Below are 17,700 nucleotides of genomic sequence, written 5' to 3' on the forward strand. Positions count from 1 at the left end.
CGCCCTACGCGCCCGCGCCGCTGGGGCGGTTGCTGTCGCTGGCGCCACCCAAAGTGAGGCTTCCTACCTTGCCGATCGTGCCCACCTGGATCACCGTGCCGTGGCTACCGCCGTCCAGCGAGTTGGTGATGGTCGTCCCGCCGGTCGCCCGCTCCTGGGCCGCCGCCCGGAGGTCAGACACCAGCGCCCGCACCTCGTCGGCGGCCGTCGCATCCTGGGCGAAGACCTCCAACAGGCGTGCCTGCCACGCCAGACGGGTCTGCTCGGCCAGTGCGGATGCGGTGCCTGCGTCAGTGGCCGGCCCGCCTGCCGCCCCTGGCCCCTCGGCGGGCTCCGCCGCCACCAGGATCTGGGTGCGCGCGAGTTCCAGCTCCGCGGAGGCGACCCGCTGGTCCTTGCCTCGGCCGAGGACCTTGGCGATGCCGCCCTTGAACTGCTCCCACAAGTCCCCACCGGCCGCTGTCACGAAGGCCGTCGAACCCACTGTGGCCAGCTCAACCAACTCGGCAACCATGACGCTCCCCCTTCTCCCGTGATCTCCACGGTAGCGAGAAGTCGGGCCCGTGGCGTTCCGTTCGCATGTTCCCACTCGATCGAGCGCATGTACCACTCCATCAGGTGAACAGCGGCGCAAAGAGGATGGCGTCCTGCGGTTCCAGGTCTAACGTCTCTCTCAACGACGCGTCAGCGACCCCGACGATCGGGTCGCATCGCATGAGGGGTATCAGGGTGCCGCACACGGGATGGCACCGAAGACACACGCTTGAGGGCACGCCGGACAGAAGTGCACATCACTGCTCCGGCATCCCGCTCAGCAGGGACTTGAACCGCCCGGTCAGCGTACGGCGGGCGGCGCGGCGTTCAGCGCGGGTGTGCTTGGAACTCCCCTCGCCGTAGAAGCGGCGGAACCAGGGCGAGCCGGGGTATGCCAGCCGGCAAGCGCCCCACAGAGCGAGGAACGGGAGCAGCACACCAGCAAGGCCGAGAAAGAGCCGCCCCTTGAGAGCGGAGACCACCGACAACGCACAGTTGAGCAAGAGGAACGTGACGAAGAACCAGGTCCCCTCCCCTGGTTGGCGGGAGAACGGGTTGGAGACGAGCAGCCCGATCCCACCCAGAGCGGCGACACCCACGACGGTGTCGACCGACTTACGTCCCTCCGCTGCCCAGTAGACGTCGGAAAGATGGAGCCAGAGGGCGAACTCGTCCAGCGTCAGCGCGGCGCCGACACCGAAGACCCCGGCGACGACATCGCGGAAGAGGCCGTGCGGGACGGCCACGAACTCGACTGGTCCGGCGATCAGCATCAGGAAGATCCCGGGCACCAGATGGTGCACATGCACCGACCCGACGGCCACATTGCCCAAGGGACCGCGCCCGGAACGGATCATGCGCACGACCAACCGGGTGACCGCGAAGGTCGCGACGAACGCGACCAGCATGAAGAGCAGAGCGGAACGGCCGGTTCCGTAATGCAGGTGCATTCCTCGATGGTGACCGGCCCTGCTCCGGACGGCGGCTTACGCCGCGCCGTCGTCCTCCTCGACTTCCTCCCGGGAGATCCCGAGCAGGTACAGGACGGTGTCCAGGAAGGGCACGTTCACGGCCGTGTGCGCGGCCTCACGGACGACCGGCTTGGCATTGAAGGCGACACCGAGCCCCGCGGTGTTCAGCATGTCCAGGTCGTTGGCGCCGTCGCCGATGGCGACGGTCTGCTCCAGCGGGACATCCGCCTCCGCTGCGAAGCGACGCAGTATGGCGGCCTTGCCGGCCCGGTCGACGATGTCGCCGACCACCCGGCCGGTGAAACGCCCGTCCACCACCTCGAGGGTGTTGGCGGCTGCGAAGTCCAGCCCGAGCCGGTCGACCAGGTCGTCCGTGACCTGGGTGAATCCGCCGGAGACGATGCCGACCTGGTAGCCCAACCGCTTGAGGGTGCGGATCAGGGTCCGGGCACCGGGGGTCAGCCGGACCTCGCTGCGGACCTTGGCCACCACGTCCGCGTCCAGGCCCGCCAGCAGGGCGACCCTGGCACGGAGCGACTCGGAGAAGTCCAGCTCACCGCGCATCGCAGCGGCGGTGATCTCAGCGACCTGCGGCTCGCAGCCGGCATGGGCGGCGAAGAGCTCGATGACCTCGTCCTGGATCAGGGTCGAGTCCACGTCCATGACCACCAGTCGCTTGGCCCGGCGCTGCAGGCCCGAGGCGACGACGGCGACGTCCACGCGCTGGGCGGCGGCCTCTGGGGCCAGGGCGGCGCGCAAAGTCTCGGTGGGGACACCGGAGACGGCCAGCTCGACGGCGGTGACCGGGTACTTCGCCAGGCGGAAGACACGGTCGATGTTGCCGCCCGCCTCGGTGATCCGAGCACTGAGGGCGGCCACGGCCGAGGCAGGCAGCGGGTGGCCGAGCACGGTGACGTGCGAGCGGCCCTCGCCACGGGGCCGGTTGTCACCCTTGCCGGAGATCACCTCGGCCTCGAGCCTGCAGCTCTCCGCCCACTGGTGCACCTGGGCGCGAAGCTCACCGTCCCGGGGCGGGGCGGTGACCAGGGCGCAGAGCACGATGCGTCCACGGGTGACGACCTGCTCGAAGTCGACGACGTCGACGTCGTGCTCGGCCAGGGTGGCGAACAGGCCCGTGGTGATGCCCGGGCGGTCCTTCCCGAAGACCTTGACCAGCAGGGTCGGGGTGTCGGGGCTCAGGGTCTCGGCGGTGGCTGCGTCGGCGGCAGGCTTTGCGTTCATGGTGAGGCCCACGCTACCGGCTGCCCATCAGGCACCTCGCCGGTGTCCCGCCAGACGGACACCCGGGCGGACCGGCGGCTCGGCGCAGACACGGGCAAGCAGACCGTAAGGTTGCCTGCGGGAAGACCTGTCAGGAGGAGTCGCTCAGTGCTGGTGCTGTTGCCGCCGTCGGAGGGGAAGGCCGCGTCCGGAGAGGGCGCGCCGCTCGATCTGGAGGCTCTTGCGCTTCCCTCGCTCACCACGACCCGTCGGAGCGTGCTCGACGCGCTCGTCGCCCTCAGCACCGGAGACGAGCCGACCGCATTGGAGGTCCTCGGGCTCAGTGACGGTCTTCGGGGTGAGCTCACCCGCAACGCACAGCTCCGGACGGCCGCCGCACTGCCGGCCGGCGAGCTCTACACGGGAGTGCTCTACGACGCGCTCGGCCTGGCCGAGCTCCCGGCGCAGGCGCGGTCGCTGGCCGAGCGCAGCCTGCTGGTCTTCTCCGGCCTCTGGGGTGCGGTCCGGATCACCGACCGGATCCCTCCCTACCGCTGCTCCGGCGGCGTCAAGCTGCCGCCGCTGGGCGGGCTCGGCGCGTACTGGCGCAAGCCGATGGCGGCGGCCATGCCCGAGGCTGCGGGCGACGGGCTGGTGTTGGACCTGCGCTCCTCGGCCTATGCCGCGCTGTGGAAGCCGACGGGCGAGGTCGCCTCACGCACCGCGACGGTCCGGGTGCTGCACGAGCGGGTCGTGAGCGGCGTGACCAAGCGGTCGGTGGTCAGCCACTTCAACAAGGCCACCAAGGGCCGCCTGCTGCGGCAACTGCTGGAGGCGGGGGCCGACCCCGGCTCTCCGGCCGAGTTGGTCGAGGCCCTGCTCGACCTCAAGTACACGGTCGAGGCGCCTACGCCGGCGCCCACGGCCGGGAAGCCGTGGGCGCTGGACGTCGTCGTCTCCGAGCTCTGATCATCCGAGCTCTGATCGGGCGAACAGACGCGTGGTCAGACGGGTGATCGGGCGGGCGATCAGAGAGGTGCTCAGGCTGCGGTGCCGCCCTGGTAGTCGCTGCTGAAGGCGTTCTCGATGGTCGAGGCCACACCGCCGTCGGTGAGGATCACGCCCAACTCGCGGTTGTTGTCGAGCGAGTTGCTGCTGATGTTCATCGAGCCGGCCTCGACCGCCTGGGTGGACAGGCCGTAGTCGGCGACGATCGCCTTGGCGTGGATGTAGAAGCCGGTGCTGGAGGAGTAACCCACCACGATGCCACCGGCGTTCTGGATCTCGGAGACCTCGCTGGAGTAGCTGGCCGGGTCCTCCACAACCACGCGCACCTTGACGCCGGCCGAGGCGCGCGCCGCTATCGCGTCGACCACGGTCTGGTCGCTGAACTCCTCCTCCTCGACGTCGAGGGTCGTCGTCGCGCCGTTGATCACGGTCAGCAGTCGGCTGCGCGAGTCGGTGGGCGACCAGAGCAGGTTGTCGCCGTCGCTGGGGGTGACCGCGGTCTGCGTGTAGTCCGCGTTGAAGACGTTCTCGATCGCGGAGACGTCGTTGGGGTCGTTGTCGAAGACGCCGTAGTCACGGCTGGTCGAGTAGTACTTGGAAGTCAGGTTGCCGGTGAGGATCAGCGACTCGGAGCCGTCCACCGTGATGGTCTTCTGGTGGGTGTAGACGTAGGACGAGGAGGACCAGACGACACCCACGCCCGCGTTCTTCAGTGTGTTGTACGCGGAGTCGTTGACCGAGGTACGGGTGCGATCGAGGATCACGCGGACCGTCACACCGGCCTGCTCACGGGCGATCAGGTCGTTGACGGCGGTGGTGTCACTGAGCTCGTACATCGTCATGTCGAGCGTCGACGTGGCGGAGTTGATGAAGTTGTAGATGTCCGGCTCGGAGGATCCGAGGTTGAACGCGAAGGCCGAGTAGCTTGCGGCGTGGGCAGGCATGGCGCCGGCGAAGAGTGCGGCTCCGGCGGCGCAGGCGACGAAGGCCTGGCGGATTCCCTTGCGCATGTGGTGCTTCTCCTAGGGGAGTTGACGGAGAGCCAGTGCTGCTGACGGGGCTCGCGGAACGGTCGGCCGACCACGAACCAGCACACCACGCGCGTAGACTTCTTCAGAAGAAGTTCAAAGTGAAATGTCCATGGCTAAATTGCGACGCACGCAGGGAGACTCCGTGAGGGAGATCGCTACGCGCGTGGAACGGCGCTGGTCAACGCAGATGTGACGTGTCGTTGAAGAGGCGCAGCGAGGCGTTGCCGTCCGCGTAGTACTGGACCGCGGAGAGTGCTGCCGCGCTCAACTCCATCCGGTAGAGCGCCTCGGCGGGTGCACCCAGTGCGAGGCGCACCAAGGTCTTGATCGGGCTGACGTGAGAGACGACCAAGACCGTCCGGCCCGCATAGCGGGTGAGCAGCCGGTCGCGGGCCGCCGAGACGCGACGGGTGACGGCGACAAAGCTCTCGCCATCCGGCGGGGCCGCCTTGGGCGAGGCCAACCAGGCATCCAGCGCCGCCTGGTGACGCTCCTTCACCTCGGCGAAGGTAAGGCCTTCGAAGATGCCGAAGTCCGTCTCGCGCAGGCCGTCCTCCACGTGGACCTCAAGGCCGAGGGCGTCCGCGACGACGCCCGCGGTCTCACGGCAGCGGGCCAGCGGAGAGGAGACGATCGCCTCGATCGTTCCGCGCACGGCAAGCGCGGAGGCGGCCCGCCCTGCCTGCCAGCGGCCCCGGTCGGAGAGGGAGAGGTCGGCACCACCGCTGCCGGAGAAGCGCTTCTCCGGGGTCAGCGGGGTCTCGCCATGGCGCAGCAGCACGAAGGTCGTCGGCGTGCCGAGATCAGGCGGCGCGGCCCATCCGGAGCTTGCCGGAGCGGGCGCGGTCGTGACTGCCGGGGTGGACTTCGGCTCCCAGGCACCGCCGGCCTGGCCCGCGTCCATGGCCTCGTTGGCCAGCCGGTCCGCATGCTTGTTCTGATTGCGCGGGATCCAGGTGTAGCCGACCCGGTCGCCTGGAAACACCGAACGTGCCTCCGCGGCCAGCGGCTTCATGTCCGGGTGCTTGACCTGCCAGCGGCCCGACATCTGCTCGACGACCAGCTTGGAGTCCATCCGCACCGCGACCGACCCCTCCGGGTCGATGGCGTGCGCGGCACGCAGGCCCGCGATCAGGCCGCGGTACTCCGCCACGTTGTTGGTGGCCCGCCCGATGTACTCGGCGGCCTCGGTCAGCAGTTCGCCGGTGTCGCCGTCGCGCACCACCGCGCCGTAGCCGGCGGGCCCGGGGTTGCCCCGAGACCCGCCGTCCGCCTCGACGATGAACCGTCGACCGGCTCCCGCAGCTACGGTCACGGCCTGCCTCCGCTTCTCAAGCTCCCCGCACTCGCCGCACTCGCCGCGATCCCGGAGATTCCGGCGTCCACCGTGTCATACCCGCGTCGGGGCCGGATGCAGCGGTCAGAGACCGGAGTCCGCCGTGCGGACCAGGATGCGGCCGCAGTTCTCGCAACGGAGCACCTCGTCGGCCGCGGCGGCGCGGACGACGCTCAGGTCGGTGATGCTGAGCTCGACCCGGCAGCCCTCGCACCGGCGCTGGTAGAGGCGGGCCGCGCCGATCCCGCCGTTCTGCTGGCGCAGGCGGGTGTAGACCTTCATCAGGTCGGCCGGGAGCGCGGCGCCGACGGCCTCGCGGTCGCGGGTTGTCTTCTCGATCTCGGCATCGATCGAGCCGTAGGAGACACCCCGGCGGGCCTCGGCCTCCTTGGCGCTGCTCTCGGCGTCGTCACGGCGGGCGGTCATCTCGCTGACCCGGGTCTGGGCGGACTCGAGCCGCTCCATGATCTCCAGGACCACGTCCTCCAGGTCGCCCTGGCGCTTGGCCAGCGAACCGACCTCGTGCTGGAGGTTGGCCAGGTCCCTGGCGGAGCTGACACTGCCCGAGTCGAGGAGCTTCTGGTTGCGTGCGGCGCGCTGGCGGACCTGGTCGACGTCCTGCTCGGCCTTGGTCAGCTCGCGCTGGGTGTCGCTGAGCTGGGTCTCCGCGGCGACGGTCAGCGACCGCAGCTGGGACAGGTCGGCGTTGCGCTGCTCGATCTCCGCGTGCTCGGGCAGCGTGCGCCGACGGTGGGCGAGCTGGTCCAGGCGGGAGTCGAGTGCCTGCAGGTCCAGCAGGCGGATCTGGTCGGCGGGCGCGGCGTTCAGGGGGTGCTCCTCAGCGGGTGGAAGGGGTGGCTGTCAGGGGGCCGTGACGGCGGTGGTGGCCGAAGTGGCGGCGTCGGCCATGACGGCCGACGTGGCCGGGAAGGCCATCGGGGCGTGTGCGGTCCAGGGGTCGGTGACCTGGGTGGACACCCGCGTCTCCAGCTCCCAGCCGTGCTTCTCGGCGGTGGCGAGCAGTCGGCTCTCGGCGCTGCGCAGCCACGGCCACTCGGTGGCCCAGTGGGCGGCGTCGACCAGCGCGATGTCCGCGTGCTCGCGGGCCTCGGAGGCGGGGTGGTGCCGTAGGTCGGCGGTGACGTAGGCGTCGACGCCGGCCTCGCGGACGGCGGCGAAGAAGCTGTCTCCGGAGCCGCCGCAGACAGCGACGCGTCGGATCGGACGGTCCGGGTCACCGGCGGCGCGGACGCCCTGGGCGGTGGCCGGGAGACCGGCGGCGACCCGCGCGGCGAAGGCGGCGAGTGGCTCGGGCTCGGGCAGCTCGCCGATCCGGCCCGTGCCGCGGCGGCCCTGCGGGTCGGTCGGATCGGGGATCAGCGGACCGGTGATGCGCAGACCGACCGCCTCGGCCAGGGCGTCGGAGACACCGGGGTCGGCGTGGTCGGCGTTGGTGTGGGCGACCAGCAGGCCGATGCCGTTGCGGATCAGCGTGTGGACGACCCGGCCCTTGAAGGTGTCGGCGGCCACGCTCGTGGTGCCGCGCAGATAGAGCGGGTGGTGCGTGACCACCAGCTGCGCGCCGAAGGCGACCGCCTCGTCGACCACGGCCTGAACCGGATCGACCGCGAACAGGACCCGGCTGACCTCGTCCTCGGGGTCACCGCAGACCAGTCCGACGGCGTCCCACGACTCCGCCCAGGCGGGCGGGTACAGCTCGTCGAGGACGGAGCGGACGTCAGCGAGTTTCGGCACGTGTCCGAGGGTATCGCGGCAGAGCCGCCGCTTCGGACAACGCGGAAGGTTACGGCCCGATTGGCAGCTCCACCCGTACGAGTGATGAATCCGCGATCCCGTGCGAGCGGCGCACAGACGAAAGTAGCTTCGGTGGTGCGGACGAGGTCACCGCCCGGCCGCGTTCCACAGCGGGACGTGCCGGATCACGAGCTGCGAGCAGGGCAGAGGCGGCTCAGCTGGTCGGGCCGATCCCGTCGGCGCCGGGGGGCGCGTCACGCCGCGCTGCCTCGCGCCCTCGTACTCGGACGCGCAGTACACGCACACGCACATCTCCTCCTCGCACTTGTACGCGCACACGTCTCCTACTTGTCCGTCGACCGCCCCTCGGCCGTCGACCGAGCAGCGGTGGTGCAGCCATGACCGCGATCCCTCTCACCGTCCCTCCTCGTTCTCAGCGCTCGCAGGGTTCCCAGGGTTCTCCGCACCGCAGCTCCGCGGCGGGTGAAGCCTCCGGGCAGCCCGGCGGGCACACCTCGGCCGCGCTGCGGCGGGTGAGCTTCGCCTTCTCCGCCGACGGCTCGCACGCGGCCTGCCTGGCCGCCGAGGCGGACGGGCGCTGGTTCGTGGAGAGCTGGCGGCTCAGCCAGGAGCCGGGCGGGCTCTGCGTTCCGGAGCCGCTCCGGCCCGGCACGGGCGGCCACCGGTCGGAGCACCTGCAGTCGCAGCTGCTTCCGCTGGCCGACGGCCGGGTGCTGATCTGCCGTCACGAGGGACTCTGGCAGGAACTGGTGGTCCGGGGCACGGACGGTCAGGCGGATCTGTCTGCCGGTCGTCTCCAACAGGCGGGCCTGCGGTTGCTGCCACTCCCCTCGCCTGCCCCCGGCGCTCCGGTCGCGGTGGCGCTCGGCACCGACGGCGTGAGCACCACCTCGGTCTGGCTGGTGAGCGCCGACGGCGTCTCCGCACCGCAGCTCGTCGCCGAGCTGCCCGGCCGGAGCGGCGGCGGGATCTGGCTGGACGAGGGCGGACGCCTGCTGGGGCTGGACCAGTTGCAACGGCTCGCCGACGGCTCCCCCCGGGTCAAGGCGGTCGCGCTGGACCTGGTCACCGGATCGGTCTCGCCGCTGCTGGAACTCTCCGCCCGCAGCAACGACCGCCTGGCCGCCTGTGATCCGGCTACCGGCCTGGTCCTGGTCCGCAGCGACGCGCCCGGTGAGGATCGGCTCGGCTGGGGGCGGCTCGGGTCCGACGAGCCGCCCCGCTTTCCCGAATGCCTGCGCGGCGGACGCCAGTTCCTGCGGCCGATCGCCATCGAGCCCGGGCGCAACCGGGTCGCCGTCCAGGCCGACTGGGGCGCCACCTCGACGCTCGCCCTGTGGGAGCCGGGCTCTGCGCGGCTCGATCCGCTCCGCGTCCCTCCGGGGAGGCTGGGCGGCGTGGCGCACTGGTCGGTGGCGGGCCTGCGGATGCCGTACTCCGCCCCGGACCATCCCGCGGCGATGGCCTCCGTCGACGTCGATCTGCTGCTCAGCGGCGAGACCAGACCGATAGTCCAGCCCGTGCCGCTGGGGCTGGCTCCGTTGCAGGGCGGCCGGGCCGGGTTCAACAGCGTGGTCAAGGTCATCCCCCAACCACGCGAGACGGGTTGGCGGTTGGACGGCAGCGCACGGCGCGGCGACGGCCGCCCATGGGAGTCCGCGCAGACGGTCACCCTGCCGGGCGCGGCCGGTCCGCTGGAGGGCGTCGTCTACGGCGGCGACGCCTGGCTCACCGCCGAACACCTGGTGATGGCCCTGCACGGCGGCCCCGCCGACGCCTGGCGGTTGGAGTTCGAACCGACGCTGCAACGCTTCGCGGCAGAGGGCATGGCCGTGGTCGCGCCCAACCAGCGTGGCAGCACGGGTTACGGCACCGAGCATGCCGAAGCCGTCCAGAACGCCTGGGGCGGCCCGGATCTGGACGACGTGCTGACGCTGCTCCGGAGCATCGGCGGGCAGCGCGCGTCACTGGGCCTGGGCCGGGTGGCGTTGTTCGGCGTCAGCTACGGCGCGTTCCTGGCGCTGCTGGCAGCGGGAACAGCGCCGGAGCGGGTGGCTCGGGTGGCGGCCGTGTCACCGTTCCTGTCGGGAGCACGACTGCAGGCGGAGGCCGGACCCGCGGTGCAAGGTCTCGCCGAGCGGATGGGCGCGGCCGAGGAGCCTGCCGACGGGCGCGGCCCCCGGGACGTCCTGCTGCTCTGTCATCGGCTGACGTCCGAGTTGCTGATCGTGCACGGCGACGCGGACGATGTCGTGCCGGTCACCCAGTCCCGTTTGCTGCGGCAGGAGTTGCTGCGGATCGGCCGGGTCGAGGGGAGCGACTTCCAGTACGTCGAGGCAGCGGGCGCGGGGCACGAGGTCCTGGCCGAGGAGGGTGCGCCGCTGCTGCAGGAGTTGCTGGCGGGTTTCTTGCGTAGTGCGCGCCCGACGTGAATCGAGCCGAAGGTTTTACTAGGGTTGAAACACAAGTGCGGTAACGCACTCGTCGCAGTAGAGCAGTAGAGCAGTAGAGCAGTAGAGCAGTAGTGCAAGTGCAGTACAGCAGTAGTGAACGTGTACGACGACGATGAGCAAACGGAGAAGACAACTCTCATGTCTGATGCCCTCACCGACATCAATGAGAACGGCGCCGAGGAGGACGCCCACGGGCGTCACCGGGGCCACCTGTCCGAGAGCGAGGTCAAGGAGAACAGCAGCCAGGGCAACCCCGCGACACACGGCCGCCACCGCCGCGCGGAGTAACCGGGCCACACAGCTCAGGGCGCGGGGTTCCACCGGGTTTCCGGCGAGGCTCCGCGCCCTGCATGTGGCAGTGCAGTGCTCAGACCTCGTGCTTCAGGCCCAGCACGGCCATGTTGGCGAAGCCGTCACCGGGCCGCCGCTCCGCGTAGAACGGCGACATCAGCTCGTCGAGCTCACCGGGGGTGAAGGCCTCCTTGGCCGTGTCGAACTTGGCCAGCACCGGCGGCGCGCCGAGGACCGCGACCATGCCGCCATGGACCACGAAGCACTGCCCGTTGACGTTGCCAGCCGCCGGGGACGCCAGATAGGCAACCAGCGGGGAGACGTGTTCCGGGGCCAGGGGGTCGATCCCGTTGTCCGGAGCGGACATCGAGCCGGTGAAGACGTCCTCCGTCATCCGCGTCCGGGCGCGCGGGCAGATGACGTTGGCGGTGACGCCGTAACGCGCCAGCGCCGAGGCGGAACTGGTGGTGAGCCCGACGATTCCGCCCTTCGCCGCCGCGTAGTTGGGCTGCCCCGCCGAACCCGCGACGAAGGCCTCGGACGAGGTGTTGACGATCCGTCCGTAGACCGGAGCGCCGGCCGCCTTGCTGCGGTCGCGCCAATGGGCGGCGGCGAAACGGGTGGTGGCGAAATGCCCCTTGAGGTGGACGTGGATGACCGAGTCCCACTCCTCCTCGCTCATCGAGAAGACCATCCGGTCGCGGAGGATCCCGGCGTTGTTGACCAGGATGTCCAACTGCCCGTAGGTCTCGACCGCCAGGTCGACCAGCGCCTCGGCCGCGGCCAGGTGGGCGACGTCACCGTAGTGGGCGACGGCGTGGCCGCCCAGGGCGAGGATCTCGGCCACGGTCTCATCCGCAGGCGCCGCCGAGGCTCCTCCGCTGCCGTCCCGGCCGGGCGCACCGAAGTCGTTGACGACGACGTTGGCGCCCGCGCGGGCGAGTTCCAGCGCCTCGGCGCGGCCGAGACCCCGGCCCGCGCCGGTGACGATCGCGGTGAGGCCTTGCAGAGAGGTGGTCATCCGTTGACTCCCGGTCGATGAGCAAGGTTCGGATCGATGAGCGAGGTTCGGATCGGAGGAGAGCAGAACAGGGGGCTGTCTGAAGCCGGTCAGCCCAGGTCGATGACGGTGCGCAGGGCCTCGCCCGTGCGCATCTGCTGGAGCGCGTCGTTGATGGCCTCGAGTCGGACATGGTGGGTGACCATGCCTTCGAGGTCGAGTCGCCCGGCCCGCCACAGCTCGATGACCGTGCGGTAGGTGGCGAGTACGTCCGAACCCCCGTAGAGGGACGGCAGGATGCGCTTCTCGTTGAAGAACAGCTCGAACATGTTGAACTGCGCCATGTCGTCCATCGCGCCCGCGCCGACGACAACCAGCGCGCCGCCGCGCCGGGTGGCGTCGTAGGCGGTGCGGACGGTGGCGGACCGGCCGACGACCTCGAAGGCGTAGTCGAAGCCCTCACCACCGGTGATCCGGTTCTTGGCCTCGTCGAGCTGGTCGGGGTGGACCGCCTCGGTCGCACCGAAGCGCAGCGCCCACTCGCGGCGTCCGGCGACCGGGTCGACGGCGAGGATCTGGGCCGCGCCCGCGACCTTCGCGCCCTGGATCGCGGCGATGCCCACGCCACCGCAGCCGACCACCACGACCGACGAGCCCGGTTCCACCTTGGCGGTGTTGATGGCCGCGCCGACACCGGTGGTGACCCCGCAGCCGATCAGCGCGGCGACCTCGTAGGGGACGTCGTCGGGGATCTTGAACGCGCACCCGGCCGCGATGACGCTCTCCTCGGCGAAGGTGCCGGTGGCCGAGAAGCCGAAGATGTCCTTGCCCTGGTGGGTGTAGCTGGGCGTGCCCATGTTCATGAACGCGGCCAGGCACAGGTTGCCCTCGCCGCGCTTGCACGCGGCGCAGTTGCCGCACGGCGGCATCCAGCAGACGATGACCCGGTCGCCCACGGCCAGGCCCTCGACGCCCTCGCCGACTTCGGTGACCTCGCCCGCGCCCTCGTGCCCGGGCACGAACGGCGCGGGCTGCGGCAGCACGCCGCTCATCGCGGACAGGTCGGAGTGGCACAGGCTGGCGGCCTTCATCCGGACCCGGACCTTGCCCGGTCCGGTGGCCGGGACGTCGACGCCCTCGTGGACCTCGAGTTTCTCCTGACCGGTCTCGTGCAGTACCGCTGCGCGCATCTTCGGGCTCCTCGGTCGTTGCAGTGCGGGGTCGTTGCAGTGCGGGGTCGTTGCAGTGCGCGAATCGCTGTGAACGAAGTCGAAAGCGGGTGACGGAACGCCTGTGTCCGTCAGGGCTGGTAGGTGACGACCGTGTCGGCCAGGACGGGGGCGTCGTCGCGCTCGACGCTGGTCGCGCTCACCAGCAGCCGGTTGCCGGACTCCTCCCAGATGCGGACGCGCAGCGTCTCACCCGGGAAGAAGATCCCGGCGAAGCGGGTGCCGTAGCTGCGGACCCGGGTCGCGTCGCCGCCGAGGACGGTGTCCACGACCGCCTTGAGGGTGACTCCGTAGGAGCAGAGCCCGTGCAGGATGGGGCGGTCGAAGCCGGCCAGCTTGGCGAAGTCGGGGTCGGCGTGGAGCGGGTTCCAGTCGCCGGAGAGCCGGTAGAGCAACGCCTGGTCGTGCCGGACCGGCACCTCGCGCTGGTAGTCCGCCCCGCGCTCCGGCAAGGTGACCCGCGCGCTCTCGCCGCGCTCTCCGCCGAAGCCGCCCTCGCCGCGCACGAAGATCTCGGTGTCGCAGGTGTAGAGGCGACCGTCCGCGTCGGCAGCCTCGCTGCGCATGACCAGGACGGCAGCCTTGCCCTTGTCGTAGATCGCGGCGAGCGAGCTGGTGAGCGTCGCCTTGCCGACGGCCGGGACGGGACGGTGCAGTTCGATCCGCTGGCCGCCGTGGAGGACCTGGGCGAGGTTGATGTCCAGCCCCGGAAGGTTGAAGGCACCCGCCTTGGCCAGTCCGCCGCCCGCAACGGTGACGAAGCTGGGGATGACCTGGAGATCCTTCTCGTAGGTGAAGCGCAGCTCGTCCGGGTCGGTGGCGGGACGCTGCGCGCCGGCGCCGATGCCCAGGTGGTAGAGGATGACGTCCTTGTGGTCCCAGGCGAGGTCGGTGGTGCGCGCGGGCGCGGCCAGCGCCACTGCGGGATCGATGGGCATTGCGGATGCCTTTCTCTGTCGCCGTCTCTCTGTCGCCGTGTCTCTGTGGCGGTGTCTCTGTGGCGGTGTCGCTCTCTGGCTGTCGCTCTGTCGTCCCACACCATGTCGCCCGGCAGCCGTCGCTGTTGTTGCCGGGGACTGGGAGACCCCGGCGCGACCGTCCGCACCGTCGGCCGCGCCGGGGTCGATCGACGCGGGCTCCGGCAGTCGTCGTCCTGCCGGTCCCGCGGGCTGGGCGTACCTATCCGTGTTCAATCAAGTATCAGTGGGCTAGAACAAGTTCTAGCGCATCGCAGTGGAGTTGAGAACGCTCCGGCACGGCCTTGTCGGTGCGATTCCCCCGCCGACCGCGTCACTTCCGCAGCAGGGTGACCACTGCGGCTCCCCCGAGGCCGATGTTGTGCGCCAGGCCGACCCGGGCCCCGGCGACCTGGCGGCCCTCCGCCTGGCCGCGCAGCTGCCAGACCAGCTCGGCGGCCTGGGCCAGGCCGGTCGCGCCCAGCGGGTGGCCCTTGGAGATCAGACCGCCCGACGGGTTGACCACCCAGCGCCCGCCGTACGTGGTCGCGCCGTCGGCGACGAGCTTGCCGCTCTCTCCGTCCGCGCACATGCCCAGCGCCTCGTACGTCAGCAACTCGTTGACGGAGAAGCAGTCGTGCAGCTCGATCACGTCGACGTCCTCGATCCCGAGGCCCGACTGCTCGAAGACGGCCCGGCCCGCCTCCCGCGACATCGGCTTGCCGACCACGTCGATGCAGGAGCCGGAGGCGAAACTCTCCTCGGTGTCGGTGGTCATCGCCTGGGCGACGATCTCCACGGCCCGGTCCTCCAGTCCGTGCTCGCGCACGAACCGCTCGCTGGCCACGACGGCCGCGGCGGAGCCGTCGGAGGTCGGCGAGCACTGGTACTTGGTCAGCGGCTCGTGGATGGTGCGCGCCTCCAGCACCTGCTCCAGCGAGTAGGCGTCGCGGAACTGGGCGCGTGGATTGGCCGTCGAGTGACGGTGGTTCTTCACCCCGACCAGGGCGAGCTGTTCGGCGGTCGTGCCGTAGCGCTCCATGTGTTCGCGCGCGGCGTTACCGAAGATCTGCGCGGTGGGCGGAGTCCGCTCGAAGCCGTGCTTGGCGGCCATGATGCCGTAGTGCCGGGCGACCGGACTGACCGCGAAGCCGTCCGCGCCGCTGCCGCCGCCGAGCGCGCCCTTGCTCATCTTCTCGAAGCCGAGCGCCAGCACGCAGTCGTTGAGGCCGCCCGCCACGAACTGACGCGCCATCATCAGCGCGGTCGAGCCGGTGGCGCAGTTGTTGTTGACGTTGTAGACCGGGATACCGGTCAACCCCACCTCGTAGACAGCCCGTTGTCCGGCCGTGGACTGCTGGTGGCAGTAGCCGACGGCGGCCTGCTCGACCAGGTCGTAGCCGATGCCGGCGTCCGCGAGCGCGGCCTCGCCGGCCTCCTTGGCCATGTCCCAGTACTGCCAGTCCCGGGTCTCCGGTTTCTCGAAACGGGTCATGCCGACGCCGACGAGGAACACCTTCTCGGTCATGCTCCACTCCTGTTCTGGGAGACGTGGTGCGTGGGTGCGGGCCTGGGTGCCGGTGCCGGTGCGGATGCGGATGCGGGCACGGATGCGGGCACGGATACCGGTTCCGGGTCGCGTGGCAGGCCGAGGATCCGCTCGGCCACCACGTTGAGCTGGACCTGCGTGGTGCCGCCCGCGATGGTGAGGCAGCGCGCCATCAGCACCGCGTGCCCGGCCTCACGTCCGAGACCCTCGTACACGGCCCCCGACGCCCCGCACAGTTCCAGCGCGCACGCGGCGACGCGCTGCGCGTGCGGGGCCGACACCAGCTTGCGGACGCTGCCACCCGCGCCGGGGTCGAGGCCGTCCAGCGCGGTGAGCGCGGTCCGCAGGTCGATGCAGGTCAGCACGTGCTCGTCGGCGGCGATCCGACCGAGCGCGACCGGATCGGCGACCAGGTCGCCGCCGTGGGCGTGCAGCAGTCGCCGGACGGCGGGCCCGGTGGGGCTGGAGTCGGCCATGTGGACCCGCTCGTTGCCGAGCGTGTGCCGGGCGACCTTCCACCCCTCGTCGACCGCACCGACCACGGCGTCGGCGGGCAGCCGGACGTCGTCGAGGAAGATCTCGTTGAAGACCGCGTCGCCGGTCAGTTCGCGCAGCGGGCGGATCTCGATGCCCTGGGTACGGCGCAGGTCCACCACGAAGTAGGTGAGACCCTTGTGCTTCGGCTTCTCCGGCGAGGTACGGGCCAGCAGGATGCCGTAGTCGGCCGTGCGGGCGCTGGAGGTCCACACCTTCTGCCCGTCCACACGCCAACTCCCGTCCTCCTGGCGGACGGCGCGGGTGCGCAGCGAGGCGAGGTCGGATCCGGCCTCGGGTTCGGAGAAGAGCTGACACCAGGTGATGTCACCACGCAGGGTCGGCATCAGCAGGCGCTCGCGCTGGGCCTCGGTGCCGTGGGCGACGAGGGAGGGGACGATCCAGTTGCCGATGGTCAGGTCCGGCAGCCGGACGTCGGCCGCGCGCAGCTCCTGTTCGACGACGAGTTGGCGCAGCGGGCTCGCGCCGAGGCCGTAGGGCTGCGGCAGATGGGCCGCGGCCCAGCCTCCGGGGGCGAGGCGGCGGCGCTGCTCGGCCGGTTCGAGGCCCGCCACGGAGGCTGCGGCGGCGCGGGCCTCGGCGCGGAACTCCTCGGCCTCGGCCGGAAGTTCCAGCTCCGGCCGCCACTCCCCCGGCTGCGCTGCCTCAGCCTCGGTGACCGCTCGCCACAGCGCCGATTCGCCGCCCTGTAGTTGACGAAGCGTCAGAGCGCGACGCAGGCGCAGGTGGGCGTCGTGCTCCCAGGTGAAGCCGATACCGCCCAGGATCTGGATGCAGTCCTCGGCGTTGGCGCAGGCCGCGTCGACGGCGAGGGCGAGCGCCACGGCGGCGGTGAGCGGCGAGGGTTCGCGCGCCGCGGCCCAGGTCGCGGCGGCGGCCTTCTCGGCGCGGACCAGCAGCCCCGCACAGAGGTGCTTGACCGCCTGGAACTGGCCGATCGGGCGCCCGAACTGCTCACGCACCTTGGCATGTTCGACGGCGGTCTCCAACGCCCAGCGGGCCAGCCCGCAGGCCTCGGCGGCGAACAGGACGGGCGCGACCGCGTCGGAGGCAACCGCGTCGGGCGCGACCACGTCGGAGGCAGCGGCGCCGGAGTCGTCGTCCACCACCGCCACAGGCTCGGCGGCGGCGCCCTCGAAGTCCACCCGGGCCAGGCCGCGGGTGAGGTCGAGCGCCGTCAGCGGGGTGATCCGGACCTCGTCCGCATCGACCGTGTACCAGCCGCCCCCGGCACGGACGAGCAGCAGGTCGGCCTCCGCCGCGCCCAGCACGGGCGTGGCCGTGCCGCTGATCCGGCCGTCGGCCACGCGGAGCGGACCACCGCGGACCACGGCTGCGGTGAGCCCGCCTTCGGCAAGGGAGGCAAGGCGGGCGTCACCCGACGGGGCTAGCAGTGCGGACGCCAGCACGGTGGGCAGATACGCGCCGGGCAGCACCGCCCGGCCCGTCTCCTCCACCACGACCGCCAGGTCGAGCAGGCCGCCTCCACCTCCGCCGACCGACTCGGCGAGGTGGAGACCGAGCATCCCCTGCTCGGCCAACCCCTTCCACCACAAGGGCCGAACGGTCCCCACCGCACCCGGCCCCTCCGCCAGCGCGCCCCTGACCACCTCACCGGAGACATCCCGCTCCAGTCGGCGACGCACCGAGGCCCGTAGCTCCCGGTGCTCCTCGCTGATCCCGATGGCCATCCACGCCCCTTCCCGGAACTGACGTGCCGTCAGATTAGAACCTGTTCCAGTAATTGGGAAGAGCAGAGCGGGAAGGCTCCAGGGAAACCTCTTTCGCGC

15 protein-coding genes are annotated in these 17,700 nt (G+C 71.0%); 3 read left to right on the forward strand and 12 right to left on the reverse strand.

Features of this window, described 5'->3' with window-relative positions; all coding sequences use genetic code 11:
• Positions 1-4: 4 nt before the first annotated feature.
• The 3 genes from ABH940_RS22015 to serB all read right to left on the reverse strand — a co-directional run bounded on the left by ABH940_RS22015 (position 5) and on the right by serB (position 2,747).
• On the reverse strand, positions 5-514 hold the full coding sequence (locus tag ABH940_RS22015; RefSeq protein ID WP_370069479.1) for a hypothetical protein: 510 nt from the start codon (positions 512-514) through the stop codon (positions 5-7).
• Between the two features lie 277 nt (positions 515-791).
• A complete protein-coding gene (locus tag ABH940_RS22020; RefSeq protein ID WP_370106011.1) occupies positions 792-1,484 on the reverse strand; it encodes a hypothetical protein in 693 nt (230 codons plus the stop codon).
• Positions 1,485-1,520: 36 nt separating this feature from the next.
• The gene (gene serB, locus ABH940_RS22025) at positions 1,521-2,747 is read right to left on the reverse strand and encodes a phosphoserine phosphatase SerB (RefSeq protein ID WP_370069475.1); all 1,227 of its coding nucleotides are present in this window, start codon (positions 2,745-2,747) and stop codon (positions 1,521-1,523) included.
• Positions 2,748-2,894: 147 nt separating this feature from the next.
• On the opposite strand from serB, the gene yaaA reads away from it, so the two are divergent.
• Entirely contained in the window at positions 2,895-3,695 is an 801-nt protein-coding gene (gene yaaA / locus ABH940_RS22030) for a peroxide stress protein YaaA (RefSeq protein ID WP_370069473.1), read from the forward strand.
• Positions 3,696-3,766: 71 nt separating this feature from the next.
• Here the strand turns inward: yaaA and ABH940_RS22035 are convergent, their stop codons facing one another.
• From ABH940_RS22035 to ABH940_RS22050, 4 genes are all read right to left on the reverse strand, one after another.
• A complete protein-coding gene (locus tag ABH940_RS22035; RefSeq protein ID WP_370069471.1) occupies positions 3,767-4,744 on the reverse strand; it encodes a phospholipase D-like domain-containing protein in 978 nt (325 codons plus the stop codon).
• A gap of 199 nt (positions 4,745-4,943) precedes the next feature.
• Positions 4,944-6,080: a bifunctional RNase H/acid phosphatase gene (locus ABH940_RS22040; RefSeq protein WP_370069469.1), complete on the reverse strand. Its 1,137-nt coding sequence runs from the start codon at positions 6,078-6,080 to the stop codon at positions 4,944-4,946.
• Positions 6,081-6,185: 105 nt separating this feature from the next.
• Positions 6,186-6,929, reverse strand: a complete 744-nt coding sequence (locus ABH940_RS22045; protein ID WP_370069634.1) for a zinc ribbon domain-containing protein — start codon at positions 6,927-6,929, stop codon at positions 6,186-6,188.
• A 33-nt stretch (positions 6,930-6,962) separates the two neighbouring features.
• Entirely contained in the window at positions 6,963-7,856 is an 894-nt protein-coding gene (locus ABH940_RS22050) for a Nif3-like dinuclear metal center hexameric protein (protein WP_370069467.1), read from the reverse strand.
• Positions 7,857-8,254: 398 nt separating this feature from the next.
• Between ABH940_RS22050 and ABH940_RS22055 the strand changes: the two genes are divergently transcribed.
• Positions 8,255-10,309, forward strand: a complete 2,055-nt coding sequence (locus ABH940_RS22055; RefSeq protein ID WP_370106012.1) for an alpha/beta hydrolase family protein — start codon at positions 8,255-8,257, stop codon at positions 10,307-10,309.
• A gap of 159 nt (positions 10,310-10,468) precedes the next feature.
• Complete coding sequence (locus tag ABH940_RS22060) at positions 10,469-10,618, forward strand: hypothetical protein (RefSeq protein ID WP_370069463.1); 150 nt, start codon at positions 10,469-10,471, stop codon at positions 10,616-10,618.
• 79 nt (positions 10,619-10,697) lie between these two features.
• On the opposite strand, the gene ABH940_RS22065 is transcribed toward ABH940_RS22060, so the two are convergent.
• The 5 genes from ABH940_RS22065 to ABH940_RS22085 form a co-directional block, all read right to left on the reverse strand.
• A complete protein-coding gene (locus ABH940_RS22065) occupies positions 10,698-11,642 on the reverse strand; it encodes a 3-oxoacyl-ACP reductase (RefSeq protein ID WP_370106013.1) in 945 nt (314 codons plus the stop codon).
• An 89-nt stretch (positions 11,643-11,731) separates the two neighbouring features.
• The gene (locus ABH940_RS22070; protein ID WP_370069459.1) at positions 11,732-12,811 is read right to left on the reverse strand and encodes a Zn-dependent alcohol dehydrogenase; all 1,080 of its coding nucleotides are present in this window, start codon (positions 12,809-12,811) and stop codon (positions 11,732-11,734) included.
• Positions 12,812-12,921: 110 nt separating this feature from the next.
• Positions 12,922-13,788 carry a MaoC/PaaZ C-terminal domain-containing protein gene (locus ABH940_RS22075; protein WP_370069457.1) on the reverse strand — a complete coding sequence of 289 codons (867 nt, stop codon included), beginning with the start codon at positions 13,786-13,788 and terminating at the stop codon, positions 12,922-12,924.
• A 352-nt stretch (positions 13,789-14,140) separates the two neighbouring features.
• Positions 14,141-15,334, reverse strand: coding sequence for a lipid-transfer protein (locus tag ABH940_RS22080; protein WP_370106014.1), 1,194 nt, complete (start codon positions 15,332-15,334; stop codon positions 14,141-14,143).
• Positions 15,331-17,601, reverse strand: coding sequence for an acyl-CoA dehydrogenase family protein (locus ABH940_RS22085; protein WP_370106015.1), 2,271 nt, complete (start codon positions 17,599-17,601; stop codon positions 15,331-15,333). Before ABH940_RS22085 ends, ABH940_RS22080 begins: the two co-directional genes overlap by 4 nt.
• Positions 17,602-17,700 lie beyond the last annotated feature (99 nt).

This window comes from Streptacidiphilus sp. BW17 (assembly GCF_041262485.1).
In the GTDB taxonomy this organism is placed as follows: domain Bacteria; phylum Actinomycetota; class Actinomycetes; order Streptomycetales; family Streptomycetaceae; genus Streptacidiphilus.